Source organism: Paraburkholderia haematera (genome assembly GCF_905220975.1).
GTDB lineage: Bacteria > Pseudomonadota > Gammaproteobacteria > Burkholderiales > Burkholderiaceae > Paraburkholderia > Paraburkholderia haematera.
Map to the genome: position 1 here is coordinate 87,945 of NZ_CAJNBK010000010.1, position 16,040 is coordinate 103,984.

Below are 16,040 nucleotides of genomic sequence, written 5' to 3' on the forward strand. Positions count from 1 at the left end.
CCGGCCTATAAATCCGCCGCGCGAGACCAGGGCTTCGGCTCATGTCGGCGCGGCGCACTGCTCCACGACATTGGCGCAACACGAAGCTCGCGTCTCACCCGTTTCCCGAGCATCCGAAATTCTCTCAACCGGAGGAAATCATCCTCGAACTCAATGCCATTCAGGCGTCCATTTTGCGTCATCGTCCGCAACCCTATGTGGGCACCCACTTTGCGCTACGGATCGACAACCCGGAACACGGCCGTTTGCTCATCAAGCGGCTAACGCCGCTTATTGCGTCCGCAGCCAACTGCAGGGATCAGCAGTCATGGATTTCCATCGGCATCAGCTACGCCGGGCTGCGTTTGCTCGGCTTGCCCGAAACATCGCTGGCGAGTTTTCCCGAAGCGTTCCGCACAGGCATGGCGGGTCGAGCAGCCCAACTGATGGACACCGGTCCAAACGCGCCGAGTCATTGGGATCCGGCATTTCAGGGTAATCAGATGCACGTCTGCCTCAATGTCTTCAGTAGCGGCGGCGAAGCGTGGGAAAAAACCCGGGCGCTTGCCCACGAACAATTCGTCGATCTGCATGGCATCACACTGCTCGGCGCCCATCAATTCGGCTCCCATCCCGACAATCTCAATCCATTTGGCTACAAAGACGGCATCTCCGAGCCCGCGATCGAAGGTAATGACGTCGAGCCACTGCCGGGTCAAGGCGCACCGATCAAGGCGGGCGAATTTATCCTCGGCTATCCCGGCGAAAGTGGCGAACCGCTCAAGATGCCGCAGCCGGATATTCTCGGGCGCAACGGCACTTTTCTCGCATTTCGGAAGTACCGTTCGCGACTCGGGGCGTTCAACGATTATCTGAGATCACAGGCATCCACTCCGGCGGGACGTGAATTGATCGCTGCAAAACTGGTGGGACGCTGGCGTTCCGGCGCGCCGCTTACGCTGGCGCCCGAGGCAGACGACCCGGAACTCGGCGCCGACTATCGTCGTAATAACGATTTCACGTACGCAGACGACCCGAACGGCCAGCGCGTCCCGCTCGGCTGTCACATGCGAAGAATGAATCCCCGTGACAGCAAGGTTTCCGTGATGACGGACGTCAACGTTCATCGCTTGATCCGGTGTGGCACGTCCTACGGCAAACCCTACGATGAAAGCGTGACCGCCAGTCAGGATCAAGACGACGAGCGGGGTGTTTATTTCATGCTGATCAGCGCGAAGGCGCACGAAACGCTCGAGTTTTTGCAGCGCGAGTGGGTCAACAACGGAAATTTTCAGAATCTTGGAGACGAGCGGGACCCGTTGATCGGCTTGCATGAAGAGAACGATATGTTCACCGTTCCGGCGAAACCGGTTCGCAAGCGGCTGGTGGGCATTCAGACCTTCAACGTTCTGAAAGGCGGCGAGTACCTGTTTATGCCGAGTCTGCCGGCGCTGCAATGGATCGCCGATAGCGGCCGGTAGACGCGGCGAGAAGCAGCGCGCCACGTCGGCGCCAGGCACCGCTCCCCAGCATTTTCCCGACAACGTCCGCGTCGCGCAGGGCGGAAGGGCGGCGCCCTGACCTGCCGCGCCCGTTCTTCGATCAGACAGCGAGGGTCGCGCGGCGCGGCGTCGTTTTATTGCTACCGCGCCGGCTCGCCGCAATCAGTTCAGCCGCACGCTCGCCGATCATCACCGTCGGCGAATTCGTATTGCCGCCAATCAGCGTCGGCATCACAGATGCGTCGACGATCCGCAGTCCAGTCACGCCGCGCACCCGCAATTGCGGATCGACCACCGATTGCGCATCGCCGCCCATCCGGCACGTGGCCACCGGGTGATAGATCGTGTCGGCATGCTCTGCAATGGTTCGGCGCAAATCTTCGTCGGTCTGGCCGGAATGCGTGTACAGCTCCTTGCCGCCGTGCAGGGCCAGCGAGGGTGCGTCGAGAATGCGCCGCGCCATTTGCGCACCTTCCACCAGCAGGTCGAGATCGCGCGAGTCGCTGAAAAAACGCGGATCGATCACAGGCGCGGTGCGCGCGTCGGCGCTCTCGAGGGTCACCGTGCCGCGGCTATGCGGCCGCAACACGCACACGTGCAGCGAATAACCGTGGCCCCAGTGCATATGGCGGTTGTGGTCGTCGACAATGGCCGCGCAGAAATGCAGTTGCAGGTCCGGGCGCTCGAGCGTCGGCCGGCTCTTCAGAAAGCCGCCCGCTTCGGCGACGTTGCTCGACAGCATGCCCGTCCCGTGCCGCATGAAGGTCACGAACTGCGGCAGCATCCGCGCGATGCCGCGAATCGAAAAGCCGGTCGGCTCGATCGACGACACCCGTTTGTTGATGGTGAAGTCGACGTGGTCGATCAGGTTCTGGCCGACCTCGGGCGCATCGTGCAGCACGGCAATACCGAGCGACTGCAGATGCGCCGCCGGCCCAATGCCCGAGCACATCAGCAGTTGCGGCGAATTGAACGCGCCTGCTGCCAGTACCACCTCGGCGCGCGCTTCGAGCGTTTCAGTACGGCCGCCGCGCACGATGTCGACGCCGCTCGCGCGCTTGCCGTCGAAGGCCACGCGCAGCACCGTCGCATCGGCGATCGTATGGAGATTGGGGCGCTCGCGATCGTAGATATAGGCGCGCGCGACGCTGCAGCGCCGTCCATCGCGCTGCGTCACCTGATAGAAGCCGACACCTTCCTGGTCTGCGCCGTTGAAGTCGCTGTTCGGTTTGTAGCCGGCTTCGGTCGCGGCCTGCACGAAATGCGTCGAAAACGGATTGTGATAGCGCAGATCGGACACCGTCAGCGGGCCGTCCGCGCCGTGCCATGCATCGGCGCCGCGCTCGTTGCCTTCGGCCCGGCGGAAATACGGCAGCACGTCGGCCCACGACCAGCCTTCGCAGCCGAGCTGCGCCCATTCGTCATAATCGAGCGGATGGCCGCGGGTGTAGATCATGGCGTTGATCGCGCTCGACCCGCCGAAGCCCCGCCCGCGCGGCTGATAGCCCTGGCGGCCGGCGAGCCCCGGCTGCGGCGTCGTCAGATAGCCGTAGTTGGTTTTGAGTTTATGCGGCACGATGGCCGCCACGCCCACCGGCATATTCACGAACAGATTGCGGTCCGTATGCGGACCCGCTTCGATCAGGGCGATCGTGGCGTCAGGGCAGCTATCCGCCAGACGGCTCGCGAGCGAGCATCCGCCCGAGCCCGCACCGACAATGATGTAGTCGTATTGCATCCGCTCCTCCTGGTGGGGCCGCGTTGCTTGCAGACCCGGTCTCGTGCACACTTGTCTACGTGTGTTTTATCGGCATTGTAGGGAGCGTTCGGGCGCGACGGCGGGTTCGTGTCAGAGCGAACCCTCTAAACGAAAGCCCGCCCGCGACCCTATGATGAAAGACGCGCATGCGCCCGCCAGGCCGCCGCGCACGGCATTCAAACGCGGCGCCCCGCGCGCCGTCCTCTGGGCGTGCGGCACGACACGCCGCGATAAAACAGCACGCCGTCGATCAGCGGCGGCACGCATCCGGTGAACGGAGACAACAGATGGATCGGTACAGCTTCGGCCACACCCACGACGTGACAAATCAGGCGCCTCCGCTCGCGGACTACAACCTGTTTTCGAGCGACGTGGCGTTGTCCTCCGCCCTCGACCGCGAAGGCGCCGCGTGGCATCGCGAGACATTGCAGCGGCATGGCGCGGCACTCACCACGCCCGAAACACTCGCGCTTGCCGAGCTGGCGAACCGCCACACGCCTGAACTTGTCACACACAACCCACGTGGCGAGCGCATTGACGCGCTGGAGTTTCATCCTTCGTGGCATACGTTGTTGTCGCTGTTGCGCCGCGAAGGCCTGCACGCGTTGCCGTTTTCAGATCCGCAGCGCGGCGCCATGGTCGCGCGTTGCGCCGGCTATTTCCTTCACGCGCAACTCGAATCCGGCTCCCTCTGCCCGCTGACGATGACCTTCGCGAGCATCCCGGTGTTGCAACGCGAACCTGCCTTGTTCGACACGTTGCGCGACAAGCTCTATGCCCGTGAACACGATCCACGCGACGTGCCGCTCGCGCAAAAAACCTCGGCGATGATCGGCATGGGAATGACCGAGAAGCAAGGCGGCTCGGACGTGCGCAGCAACCAGACCCGTGCGTATGCCACGCACGGCAGCGGCCGGGGCGCCGAATACCGCCTGGTCGGTCACAAATGGTTTTTCTCCGCGCCGCAATGCGACGCGCATCTGGTGCTCGCCCGCACCGACGATCACGCAGGCCTCTCCTGTTTCTTCGTACCGCGTTTCGCACCGGACGGCAGCAAAAACGCCGTGCAGATCCAGCGTCTGAAAGACAAGCTCGGTAACCGCTCGAATGCCAGCAGCGAGGTCGAATTCTTCGACGCGTTCGGCATCATGATCGGCGACGAAGGACGTGGCGTGCCGACCATCATCGAAATGGCGAACTACACGCGGCTCGACTGCGTGATCGGCAGCGCGGCCCTGATGCGCGCGGCGCTGGTGCAGGCGATCCACCACGCCCGGCATCGCAGCGCCTTTGGCCGGCACCTGGCCGACCAGCCGCTGATGCGCAATGTGCTGGCCGATCTGGCGTTGGAATCGGAAGCCGCGACGGTGTTGTTCATGCGGCTCGCGCGCGCGTTCGAAGAATCGGCCGATGCGTCGTCGGCCGCGCCCGCTGAACGCGCATGGCGCCGGATCGTCACCCCGGCCGCGAAATACTGGGTCTGCAAACGCACGCTGGAATTCACCGGCGAGGCGATGGAAGTCTGGGGCGGCAACGGCTACGTCGAAACCGGTCCGATGGCGCGCTTCTATCGTGAAGCGCCCGTGAATTCGATCTGGGAAGGCTCGGGCAACGTGATGTGCCTCGACGTGCTGCGCGCCATGGAGCGCGAGCCCGACGCGGCACAAGCCTTGTTCGCCGCCTGGCAAGCGGACGCGCAAGGGCACCCGGCTTTGAGCGCCGCGCTCGGCAAGCTAGCCGCTACACTCAACGGCCCTGCCGAACATCGTGAAGCATCGGCTCGAAGGATCGCGCAGCAGATCGTGCTGATCGCGCAGGCCGCCCTGCTCCTGAAGCACGCGCCGGCGGAAGTCGCCGAGGCCTTCATCGCAACGCGTCTCGCCGACGGCTGCGGCGAGAACGGCCGCGTGTACGGCACGCTGCCGGTCACGTTCGACCACGCGGCGATCATCGAAAGAGCATTTCCCGCCTGAAGCGAAGCAGGCGGATTGACGACACACCAAACACACCAATAAGCGCGGTTCAACGCGCACCGTTATCCATCAGGGAGTGGACACCTATGAAGAACGATCTGCCAGAAGTCGCCGCGCTCGAAGCGCTGCTACGCGATCAACGCCATGCCTATCTGCGCGCGCCGTATCCGTCGTGGGAAGCCCGTGCCGGGCATCTGAAAGCGCTGCGCAAAGTCATGCTCGATAACCGCGACGCACTCGCCGACGCGATGAGCGCCGACTTCGGCAATCGCGCGAAGCAGGAAGTGCTGCTCGCCGAATTCCTGCTGATCAAGGAAGAGGTCGACGCCGCGCTCAGGCACGGCAAACGCTGGATGAAAGCGCAACGCCGCAGCACCAACAAATGGTTGATGCCGGCGCGCGCGAAAGTCGTGCCGCAGCCACTCGGCGTGGTCGGCATCATCGTGCCGTGGAATTATCCCGTGCTCCTCGCCGTCGGCCCGCTGATCAGCGCGCTGACGGCCGGCAACCGCGCCATCATCAAAATGTCCGAACTGACGCCGCGCACCTCGGCGCTATTCGAGCAGTTGATCGGCCAGACCTTCGCACGCGATCATGTCGCCGTGGTGAACGGCGACGCCGCACTCGCCGCCGCGTTCAGCGCGCAGCCGTTCGACCATCTGCTGTTCACCGGCTCGACCAAGGTCGGCCATGAAGTGATGCGCGCCGCCGCCGAACATCTGACGCCGGTCACGCTGGAGCTTGGCGGCAAGTCGCCGGCCATCATCGGTCACCATGCGCGCTTCGACTACGCGGTGGATAACCTCGTCGCCGGCAAGACACTCAACGCGGGCCAGACCTGTGTCGCGCCGGACTACGTGCTGGTGCCGCGCGGCAAGGAGCAGGCGTTCATCGACCGGGCGCGCGCGCGGATGGCGAAGATGTACCCCGACTTTGCACACAACCTCGATTACACGTCGATCATCTCGGAGCGGCACTTTGCGCGGCTGCAACGTCTTGCCGACGAAGCGCGGGCCGCCGGCGCGCAACTGCACACGCTCACCGACAGCACGCCGGACGAGGCAAGCCGCCGCTTTCCGCTGATCGCCGTCACGAACGCGCCGGATGAAAGCGCGCTGATGCAGGAGGAAATTTTCGGCCCGCTGCTGCCGATCGTCTCCTATGACACGCTCGACGACGCGATCGCGTGGATCAACGCGCGTCCGCGTCCGCTCGCGCTGTATCTCTACGCCGACGACACCGCGACCATCGATCGCGTCACGCGCGACACCATCGCGGGCGGCATGGCGATCAACGAAACGCTGATGCATCTGGCGTGCGAAAGCCTGCCGTTCGGCGGCGTCGGTGCGAGCGGGATGGGGGCGTACCACGGCTACGAAGGCTTCGTGACCTTCTCGAAGATGAAGCCGGTGCTGACGCAGGCGCGCCTGAACGCGCGCGGATGGATCTCGCCGCCGTATGGCAAGCGGGTGAATGCCCTGCTGAAGTTGATGATGCGGTTTTGATGGGCCGGCCATCCGGGCGCTGGACATCCGGGGGGCGGCCATCCGGGCGCCGGGCATCCGATGGCCAGCCATCCGCGCGACGAGCGCCGGCGGCGGGCAACTGCGGCAAGACCGCCTGATAAGCGGCCGACACAACGGCCGCCTTCAGCGCCCGGGCGCCTGGCCAGAAACATCCGCTACATCGGTCGCGACCACATCGGTCACGTCCTGCGCGGCGGCCGTTCCGCTTTCCGGCTCATTCTCAGCGCCGCTTTCCAGCCGATGCAGCCATGCTAGCAACTCCGCCACCGCCTGATAGAGCTGCGGCGGAATCCGCGTATCGAGGTCAACCTGCATGAGCAACGAGACCATTTCCGGCGCCTCGTGCACATACAACCCGGCCTCCTTGGCGCGCTGCACGATCATCTCGGCCAGCATGCCGTAGCCTTTGGCGATCACGCGCGGTGCGGGATCGCCGCCCTGTGCGTCGTAGACGAGCGCGGCCGCGCTGCGGCGATGTTTGCGGCTCATCACATATCCCAATCGAAATCGTCGAGCGGCACGGCTCCCGGATGCGCGACACGCGCTGTGCGGCGCCCCGCCGGCGCCTTGTCAGCCGCAGAGGCTGTCGAAGCCGCCGAGGCCGAGCGCGCATAAGCCGACGCCGCCGCCTGCCCGGCGGCCACGGCACCCGCCGCGGTAGCCGGCATGCCGCCGCCGATCTCCCGAATCGTCAGCCCGTTCAGTTCGATACCCGCTGCCGCGAGCCGTTGGCGAAAGCTCTCACCCTGTATCGCCAGTCGCGCCGCGCCGGCCGGGCTCGCCTGCACGCGCGCGACCAGCCGCGAGCCGGTTAGCGTCAAGTCCGCGTCGACGGTACCGAGCGTCGGCAGCGAGAGCGTGAGCCGTGTACGCCACGGTTGATCGTCCTCGCTCTCCAATCCACCGCCGCTGCGGTCCCATTCGTCGCCTTCCTGCTCAATGGTCCAGTCGAGCCTGGCACCCGGCCATGCTTCGCCGGTCCAGCGAAACTGCCCGGTGGCGAGCAGATCGAGTTGCTGGCGCACCAAAGGAACGGTCGCGGGATGCACTGCGGCCGCCATCGCTTGCGAGTTTTGCGACGACCCGCCGTCGGCTAGCTGCGCCGTGGCGCCGCGTAAGCTCGAGTGCGCCGGTTGGCCGTTCAGGTCGGATAGAGAACTCGCCAGCACCTCGCCGGCTACGAAGCGCGCGGCCTGTGCGGTCTGGATCGACGGCATCGCGCGGGCTGCCGCGCTGCCGTCCGGCGCGCCGTTGGCCGGACCGTTAGGTGCGGCACCCATGCCCTGCCGGGGTGCCGCATTGGAGGAAGAAGCCTGATCGGCATCGCTCGCCCAGTCGAGCGGCAATTGCGCAGCGGCGGCGACCAATTTGTTTTGCGCCTCGCCGGCCAGCGCGGCAGGCGGCCGCTGGCCCGCCAGCCATTGCGCGAGATGGGATTCGTAAAACAGGCCGCTTTCGCCGACGGTCTGTTCGAGCGCGGCCGCAAGCGCGGCGACCGGCACCTGCGCCGCCGCGACATTGGTCGTGGCGGTGGTATTGGCCGTACCGGTGGCATTCGGGGTGGTATTCGCGGTGGTATTCGCGGTGGTATTCGCGGTGGTATTCGCGACGGTATTCGGATTGGCAGATGAAGCAGCGGACGTTGCCGCCGTATCGAAGAGCGGCAAGCCGCCGGCTTCGACATCGAGCGCCGGTGCGGCCGGCCAGATCGGGGTCTGACCGAGCACCGCCGGGGTCGCCTCGCCGCCTGAGTTCACGATCGCATTGAGCGTCAGCGCGACGGCGGACAGCGCGGTTTGCGCGGAAGCCGGCGGTGCCGCAGGGGGCGTGACGGGGGTGGTATTGAGAATCTCGGTATCGACCCCCGCCGCGCCAGTCTGCGAGGCGGTCGCACTACCCGGCGCGAGATTGAGCAGACTGTCGACCCGGTTCGCGAGCAGCGAAGTGACGACCGTGTCGATTCCGTTCATACCGATTCCTTGGTCACATTGGCGGCGACGCGCTCAACTACAGTCTGACGGACTCATGCAGCGCGTTGCCCGCGGGCGCACTCAGCGCGCCCCGTACAGTTCCTTGAGCACGCGAGTCGGCCGTCCGGCGAACAGCGCCGACAGATTGGCCATGCGCGGATTCGCCAGATCGCGGATCGCAGCGTCGTCGGCCAGGATCTGACGGATCAGCGCGTACTTGCGCAGGCGCTCCGCATCGTCCAGTCTGACGCCGGTTTCCGCGTCTTTCAACGCGTCCACCAGCTTCCGATATTCCTCCTGCAAGTGGACCAGATCGTTCCACAGGGCGCGCCGGGCAGCCGTCAGCATGCGGCGGGAAATCGCTGCAATCGCCTCGTAGCGGGCGAAATATTCTGCGTTCGATGTCATCTCATGCTTTCCGCGGCCGGCTGGGCAGCCATCCGCGCGATCTCCGGGGCGATCCCGATCCATGCCTCTTCGAGTGTCGCCAGCAGGCCATCGACCTCGACCAGCATCGCCTCGCTTTGTTTTATGTTGGCTTCGAGCAGCCGGCGCGCCATATAGCTATATAGCGCGTCCAACCGCTCTGCAATCTCGCCGCCTACCTCAAGGTTCAGCGACAATTGCAGCCCGCTTTCGACGATCTGAATCGCCTTGCCGATCGCCTCTCCACGAGCCGGCACATTGCCTTGCTGCACATGCATGCGTGCTTGCGCGATCGCTTGCCTCGCGCCCTGATACAACATCACGATCAGACGATGCGGACTCGCGCCCATCACCCCTGTCTCGACGCCGACGCGTGCGTACGCATTGGCTCCAGAGTGTCCTGGGGAAAACATCGGCGCTCCTCCTCTCTTCTACAGCGGTTGGTCGTGGCACCCCACCCGGGCACGTTGCCGCACCCGGATTTCTGCCTGTACCTGGTTATCGGATAGGCAACGGGAAAGCTTTAGGCCGTTGTAAGGAGGATTAAGGGGCCGATGGGGCCGATATCGCGCTGGGCGCGGCAAGCCCGCCCGCCGCGCAGCGCCTCAAGGGCGCGGCGGGCGGACTGTCCTGCCGTGCAACCACACAGCGTTGCATCCGGGCGCATGCATTCGGGCGGGCGAAACAGCGCTGCCACCCGACTCGCAGTTACACCGACATCTGCATGATGTCGTTGTAGGCCGTCACCAGTTTGTTGCGCACCTGCAGGCCGAACTGGAAGCCGATGTTGGCCTTCTGCGAGTCGACCATCACGTCGTTCAGCGAGACGTTCGACGCGCCGAGCTCGAACGCCTGCGATTCGCCGACCGCCTTGGTCTGATCGCCGCTGATCTTGTCCAACGACGCCTTCAGCGCCGAGGCGAAACCGCCGGCCGTCGCCGCGCCGGACTGGTCGGCCACCGGGCTGTTGCTGCCGGCCGCTTGCGCCGCCATCGACTGCATCTGTTGCAGCGCCGACGAGAGCGCGTTCACGGGCAAAGTCATGTTCTCTCCAGGGAATGACGACCGGCATGCCGGAAACCGTGCCGATCTGGATGAAAGCATAGCAGCGGGTCATACGGGAAAGCCCCGAAACTAGGGGGGAAACCCGGCTCTATTCAAGCAATCGGGTTGAGCGGCGCTGCGGATAATTTCAATGGTGAAAGTCTCTGTCCGCACGCCCGCCGACCCTCGGTGCGCTCAAGCGGCAGAACGCAAAGGCATCCCGGAGATACCCGACGCATGGATTCGTCAGCCAACTCTTTGATCAACCCCGACGCCCGCATGGGCCTCGCCGGCGCGCAGCCCGGCGCCGGTGCTGCCGGCACCGGCCAGGCCGGCGGCGCCGCGGACCTCGGCGGCCTGGGGAGCAACCTGGGCGGCAACTTCGGCCAGCGTCTGTCGGGTCTCGCGCAAATGCGCGGCAACCCGCGCGCGCCGCTGATTTTCGCTGTCGCGTTGCTGGTCGCGATCGTCGCGGGTCTGTTCCTGTGGTCGCGCGCGCCGGACTACAAGGTGCTCTACAGCAACCTGTCGGACCGCGACGGCGGCGCCATCATCACCGCGCTGCAGGCGGCCAACATCCCCTACAAGTTCTCCGACGCCGGTGGCGCGATCCTCGTGCCGTCCGAGCAGGTGCATGAAATGCGTCTGCGTCTGGCTTCGCAGGGCTTGCCCAAGAGCGGCTCGGTCGGCTTCGAACTGATGGACAACCAGAAGTTCGGCATTAGCCAGTTCGCTGAGCAGATCAATTACCAGCGCGCGCTGGAAGGTGAACTGGAGCGCACGATCGAGTCGATTTCGACGGTCAAGTCGGCGCGCGTGCATCTGGCCATTCCCAAGCCTTCCGTGTTCGTGCGCGACAAGGAAGCGCCGTCTGCTTCCGTGCTGGTCAACCTCTACCCGGGCCGTGCGCTCGACGAAGGCCAGGTGCTGGCGATCACCCATATGGTGTCGTCGGCGGTGCCGGATATGCCGGTGAAGGGCGTGACCATTCTCGATCAGGACGGCAACCTGCTGACGCAGCCGTCCACCGGCAGCGGTCTGGACGCCTCGCAACTCAAGTACCGCCAGCAGATCGAGCGCAATACCCAGCAACGCATCGACGCGATCCTGTCGCCCCTGTTCGGTTCCGGCAACGCGCACTCGCAGGTCAGCGCCGATATCGACTTCTCGCACAGAGAGCAGACCTCGGAAAACTACGGCCCGAACGGGACCCCGCAGCAGGCGGCAATCCGCAGCCAGCAATCGAGCACGGCCACCGAAATGTCGCAAGCCGCGGCCTCGGGCGTGCCGGGCGCGCTGTCGAACCAGCCGCCGCAGCCGGCCTCCGCGCCGATCACGGCGGGCAACGGCACGCCTGGTGTGGCCACCACGCCGGTCAGCGACCGCAAGGATTCGACCACCAACTACGAACTCAACAAGACCGTGCAGCATCTGGAACAACCGATGGGCGGCATCAAGCGTCTGTCGGTGGCGGTGGTGGTCAACTATCTGCGGGTGGTCGACGCCAAGGGCCACGCGACCATGCAGCCGGTCACCGCCGACAAGCTCGCGCAGGTCGATCAGTTGGTGAAGGACGCGATGGGTTTCGACGCCGCGCGCGGCGACTCGGTCAACGTGGTCAACAGCCCGTTCACCGCCGACGTCGACCCGGATGCCAACCTGCCGTGGTGGCGCACGCCGGACATGATCGCGCTCGCCAAGCAGATCGCGACCTACCTCGGCATCGGCGCAGTCGCCCTGTTCCTCTACTTCGTCATGGTGAAGCCGGCGCTGCGCCGCGCTTTCCCGCAGCCGGAGCCGGTCGTCACAACGGCGCTGTCGTCGCCGGACGAGCCGATCCTGCTGGACGGCATCCCCGCCGCCGAGCGCGCGGGCGTGTCCAGCGTCGCCGAACTGGAAGGAGACAGCGAATTGCTCGCGCTGGAAAACTCGAAGCACAAATACGAACGGAATCTGGAATTCGCGCGCAACATCGCGCGTCAGGATCCGAAGATCGTCGCAACCGTCGTGAAAAATTGGGTGTCCGATGAGCGCTGAAGGCGTAATGAAGAGCGCGCTCCTGCTGATGTCGATCGGCGAGGAAGAAGCCGCGCAGGTGTTCAAATTCCTCGGGCCGCGTGAGGTCCAGAAGATCGGCGTCGCAATGGCCGCGCTGAAGAACGTGACGCGCGAGCAGGTCGACGAAGTCTTGCAGGAATTCGTGCGCGAAGCCGAGCAGCACACCGCGCTGTCGCTCGATTCGAACGAGTACATCCGCTCGGTGCTGACCAAGGCGCTTGGCGACGACAAGGCCGGCGCGATCATCGACCGGATTCTGCAGGGCAGCGATACCAGCGGGATCGAGGGCCTCAAGTGGATGGACTCCGCGGCGGTGGCAGAGCTCATCAAGAACGAACACCCGCAGATCATTGCGACCATCCTCGTTCACCTGGACCGCGATCAGGCGTCGGAAATCGTCGCCTGCTTCACCGAACGGCTGCGCAACGACGTGCTGTTGCGGATCGCCACGCTCGACGGCATCCAGCCGGCCGCGCTGCGCGAACTCGACGATGTGCTGACGGGCCTTCTGTCCGGCAGCGACAACCTCAAGCGCAGCCCGATGGGCGGCATCCGCACGGCGGCCGAAATTCTCAACTTCATGTCGAGCAACCATGAAGAAGGCGTCATCGAGAATGTTCGCCAATACGATGCGGAACTCGCGCAGAAGATCATTGATCAGATGTTTGTGTTCGAGAACCTGCTCGATCTGGAAGACCGCGCGATCCAGCTGTTGCTGAAGGAAGTCGAGTCCGAGGCGTTGATCATCTCGCTGAAGGGCGCGCCGCCCGCGCTACGCCAGAAGTTCCTGTCGAACATGTCGCAGCGTGCTGCCGAACTGCTCGCCGAAGACCTCGATGCGCGCGGCCCGGTGCGCGTCTCCGAAGTCGAGACGCAGCAGCGCCGCATCCTGCAGATCGTGCGCAATCTGGCGGAAAGCGGCCAGATCGTGCTAGGCGGCAAGGCGGAAGATGCATATGTCTGATCAGAACTCCGCAGCAAAGGAAAGGCTCTCGGCCTACCAGCGCTGGGAGATGGCCTCGTTCGATCCGGTGCCGCCCGCACCGCCCGAACCCGAAGTCGACGACGGCGCGTTCGAAGCCGAACTCGAACGCCTGCGCGACGCAGCGCATGCGCAGGGCGTCGCGACGGGTCACGTAGCCGGGCAGGCGCTCGGTTATCAGGCCGGTTACGAGCAAGGCCACGCGCAAGGATTCGAGCAGGGCCAGAGCGAAGCGCGCGAAGAAGCGGCGCGCCTCGCCGCGCTGGCCGAGACCTTCAAGGCGGCGCTCGACGGCGCGCAAGGCGCGATCTCCGAGACGCTGGTCGCGCTGGCGTTGGACATCGCCCAGCAGGTGGTGCGCCAGCATGTGCAGCACGATCCGACCGCGCTGATTGCCGCTGCCCGTGAGGTGCTGGCCACCGAGCCCGCGCTGGTCGGCGCGCCGGCGCTGATCGTCAGTCCCGCCGACCTGCCGGTCGTCGAAGCCTACTTGATGGAAGAACTGCAAACGCGCGGCTGGACCGTGCGTACCGATCCGTCGGTTGAACGTGGCGGCTGCCGTGCGCAAGCCGCCACCGGTGAAGTAGACGCCGGCATCGACACGCGCTGGGAGCGCGTCGCCGCCGCACTCGGCAAGGTGAGCACGTGGTGAAGCCAACGCTCGAAGATATCCGCGCCAGCGATCTGACGCCGCTCGAACGCGAGCTGGCGCTGGCCTCGTTTGGCGCCGAGGCGCTGGCGGATGCCCCGGCGGAGGTGACACCTGCCGCGGCCGCGGTCGCGGCCATCGACGCCGCACTGCGCGATCCCGGCGCCGGGCATCCTGGCGCCGGCCACCCGACGAAGGGCACGGCGGTGCGCCGCGCGTCCGCCGCCGATGCCGCTTCGAATACCGCTTCTTCGCGTCCCGCTTCTCCCCCTCCCGTTTCGTACGATCCCGCACTCGACAGCAACCCGCACATGCAAGCCTGGCGTGGCCGGCTCGACGCGCTGCGCGCGCGTAGCGCCATCGCCAAGCCGATGCGTGCCTGCGGACGCCTGACGCGCGCCGCCGGTCTGGTGCTCGAAGCGGTCGGCCTGCGCCTTTCGGTGGGCGCCGAAGTGATGATCGAACTTCCGTTTGGCAGTTCGCTGCCGATGGCCGAAGCGGAAGTGGTCGGCTTCTCCGGCGACAAACTGTTTCTGATGCCGACCACCGAAGTGATCGGCTTGCTGCCCGGCGCGCGCGTGTACCCACTGGAAAGCGCGCCGATTGCCGATCCGATGGCGGGTGCGAAACGCTTGCCGGTCGGCTGGGAATTGCTCGGCCGCGTACTGGACGCGTCCGGCCGCCCGCTCGACGGCCTCGGCCCGCTTGGCGCGCACGCCGATGCGCCGCTGTCCGCGCCAGTCATCAACCCGCTGAACCGTGAACCGATTCACAAGGTCCTCGACGTCGGCGTGCGCGCGATCAACGCGCTCCTGACCGTAGGCCGCGGCCAGCGCATGGGCCTGTTCGCCGGGTCGGGCGTCGGTAAATCGGTGCTGCTCGGCACGATGGCGCGCTATACCAGCGCCGAGGTGATCGTGATCGGTCTGATCGGCGAGCGCGGCCGCGAAGTGAAGGAATTCATCGAGCAGATTCTCGGCGAAGAGGGCCTTGCGCGCTCGGTCGTGATCGCCGCGCCGGCCGACGTCTCGCCGCTCTTGCGGATGCAGGCCGCGTCGTATTCGACTTCGCTCGCCGAATACTTTCGCGATCAGGGTAAGCATGTGCTGCTGCTGATGGATTCGCTGACCCGCTACGCGATGGCGCAGCGCGAGATCGCGCTGGCCGTGGGCGAGCCGCCCGCCACCAAGGGCTATCCGCCTTCGGTGTTCGCCAAACTGCCGGCGCTCGTCGAGCGAACCGGCAACGGCCCGGCGGGTGGCGGTTCGATCACCGCGTTCTATACCGTGCTGACCGAAGGCGACGACCAGCAGGACCCGATCGCCGACTCCGCGCGCGCGATTCTCGACGGCCACATCGTGCTGTCGCGCTCGCTCGCCGAGGCCGGGCATTATCCGGCGATCGACATCGAAGCCTCGATTAGCCGGGCAATGACCGCGCTGATCGACGATAACCATCTGGAAAAGACGCGTATGTTCAAGCAGATGCTGTCGCGCTATCAGCGCAACCGCGATCTGATCAACGTCGGCGCCTATTCGAGCGGGCGCGACGCGCTGCTCGACCGCGCGATTGCGCTGTATCCGCGGATGGAAGCGTTTTTGCAGCAAGGTTTTCGCGAATGCGCGAACTTTGAACCGAGTCTCGAGATGCTGGACGCTCTGTTTGCCTAAGGAGGCTGACGATGGGGAATCACTTTCCGATCAAGACTCTCATCGGCCTCGCCCAGGACGATGTGGATGCCGCTGCACAACGACTGGGCCGCGCGCAGCGCGAGCGCAACGACGTGCAGTCGCAACTTGACTCGCTAGTGCAGTATCGCGACGAATATCACGCGCGCTTCACGGCCACCGCCCAGACTGGCATGCCCGCCGGCAACATGCGCAATTTCCAGGCGTTCATCGACACGCTCGACGCCGCCATCGAACAGCAGCGCAACCTGCTGGTGACGGCGAATGCCCGCGTCGAGGCTGCCAAGCCCGACTGGCAGCGCCAGAAGCAGAAACTCGGCTCGTATGAAGTGCTGCAGGCCCGCGGCGAGGCCGCAGAAGCGAGAACCATGGCGCGTCGCGACCAGCGTGACGCCGACGAACATGCCGCCCGCATTCTGAGGATGCGAGCCGAGGGCGTTTGACGCACCCGGGCGCCGCCTCGATTGACCGAACACCCCGTTTG

At 65.4% G+C, this 16,040-nt stretch carries 14 protein-coding genes; 8 read left to right on the forward strand and 6 right to left on the reverse strand.

What is annotated here, in order from left to right; genetic code table 11:
- Window positions 1–41: 41 nt before the first annotated feature.
- Entirely contained in the window at window positions 42–1,460 is a 1,419-nt protein-coding gene (locus KHO23_RS18915; protein WP_236066920.1) for a Dyp-type peroxidase, read from the forward strand.
- Window positions 1,461–1,581: 121 nt separating this feature from the next.
- Here the strand turns inward: KHO23_RS18915 and KHO23_RS18920 are convergent, their stop codons facing one another.
- Complete coding sequence (locus KHO23_RS18920; RefSeq protein ID WP_211612750.1) at window positions 1,582–3,219, reverse strand: GMC family oxidoreductase; 1,638 nt, start codon at window positions 3,217–3,219, stop codon at window positions 1,582–1,584.
- Between the two features lie 308 nt (window positions 3,220–3,527).
- On the opposite strand from KHO23_RS18920, the gene KHO23_RS18925 reads away from it, so the two are divergent.
- Together KHO23_RS18925 and KHO23_RS18930 are read left to right on the forward strand one after the other, a co-directional pair.
- Window positions 3,528–5,213, forward strand: a complete 1,686-nt coding sequence (locus tag KHO23_RS18925; protein WP_211612751.1) for an isovaleryl-CoA dehydrogenase — start codon at window positions 3,528–3,530, stop codon at window positions 5,211–5,213.
- An 86-nt stretch (window positions 5,214–5,299) separates the two neighbouring features.
- The gene (locus KHO23_RS18930) at window positions 5,300–6,718 is read left to right on the forward strand and encodes a coniferyl aldehyde dehydrogenase (protein ID WP_211612752.1); all 1,419 of its coding nucleotides are present in this window, start codon (window positions 5,300–5,302) and stop codon (window positions 6,716–6,718) included.
- Between the two features lie 144 nt (window positions 6,719–6,862).
- Here KHO23_RS18930 and KHO23_RS18935 read toward each other — a convergent pair whose 3' ends face one another.
- From KHO23_RS18935 to fliE, 5 genes are all read right to left on the reverse strand, one after another.
- The gene (locus KHO23_RS18935; RefSeq protein ID WP_211612753.1) at window positions 6,863–7,228 is read right to left on the reverse strand and encodes an EscU/YscU/HrcU family type III secretion system export apparatus switch protein; all 366 of its coding nucleotides are present in this window, start codon (window positions 7,226–7,228) and stop codon (window positions 6,863–6,865) included.
- Window positions 7,228–8,709: a flagellar hook-length control protein FliK gene (gene fliK, locus KHO23_RS18940; protein WP_211612754.1), complete on the reverse strand. Its 1,482-nt coding sequence runs from the start codon at window positions 8,707–8,709 to the stop codon at window positions 7,228–7,230. The genes KHO23_RS18935 and fliK overlap by 1 nt, the downstream gene beginning before the upstream one ends.
- Before the next feature lie 81 nt (window positions 8,710–8,790).
- Complete coding sequence (locus tag KHO23_RS18945; protein ID WP_211612755.1) at window positions 8,791–9,117, reverse strand: flagellar protein FliT; 327 nt, start codon at window positions 9,115–9,117, stop codon at window positions 8,791–8,793.
- Window positions 9,114–9,548: a flagellar export chaperone FliS gene (gene fliS, locus KHO23_RS18950; protein ID WP_211612756.1), complete on the reverse strand. Its 435-nt coding sequence runs from the start codon at window positions 9,546–9,548 to the stop codon at window positions 9,114–9,116. Before fliS ends, KHO23_RS18945 begins: the two co-directional genes overlap by 4 nt.
- Window positions 9,549–9,843: 295 nt before the next feature.
- A complete protein-coding gene (gene fliE / locus KHO23_RS18955) occupies window positions 9,844–10,179 on the reverse strand; it encodes a flagellar hook-basal body complex protein FliE (RefSeq protein WP_211612757.1) in 336 nt (111 codons plus the stop codon).
- A 237-nt stretch (window positions 10,180–10,416) separates the two neighbouring features.
- On the opposite strand from fliE, the gene fliF reads away from it, so the two are divergent.
- Genes fliF through fliJ form a run of 5 tightly spaced genes read left to right on the forward strand, consistent with a single transcriptional unit; the run spans window position 10,417 to window position 15,999 of the window.
- Complete coding sequence (gene fliF / locus KHO23_RS18960) at window positions 10,417–12,216, forward strand: flagellar basal-body MS-ring/collar protein FliF (protein WP_211612758.1); 1,800 nt, start codon at window positions 10,417–10,419, stop codon at window positions 12,214–12,216.
- On the forward strand, window positions 12,206–13,201 hold the full coding sequence (fliG, locus tag KHO23_RS18965) for a flagellar motor switch protein FliG (RefSeq protein WP_211612759.1): 996 nt from the start codon (window positions 12,206–12,208) through the stop codon (window positions 13,199–13,201). The genes fliF and fliG overlap by 11 nt, the downstream gene beginning before the upstream one ends.
- The gene (fliH, locus tag KHO23_RS18970) at window positions 13,188–13,871 is read left to right on the forward strand and encodes a flagellar assembly protein FliH (protein WP_211612760.1); all 684 of its coding nucleotides are present in this window, start codon (window positions 13,188–13,190) and stop codon (window positions 13,869–13,871) included. Before fliG ends, fliH begins: the two co-directional genes overlap by 14 nt.
- Window positions 13,865–15,538 carry a flagellar protein export ATPase FliI gene (fliI, locus tag KHO23_RS18975; protein WP_211612761.1) on the forward strand — a complete coding sequence of 558 codons (1,674 nt, stop codon included), beginning with the start codon at window positions 13,865–13,867 and terminating at the stop codon, window positions 15,536–15,538. Before fliH ends, fliI begins: the two co-directional genes overlap by 7 nt.
- A gap of 11 nt (window positions 15,539–15,549) precedes the next feature.
- A complete protein-coding gene (fliJ, locus tag KHO23_RS18980) occupies window positions 15,550–15,999 on the forward strand; it encodes a flagellar export protein FliJ (protein WP_211612762.1) in 450 nt (149 codons plus the stop codon).
- The last annotated feature ends 41 nt before the right edge of the window (window positions 16,000–16,040 follow it).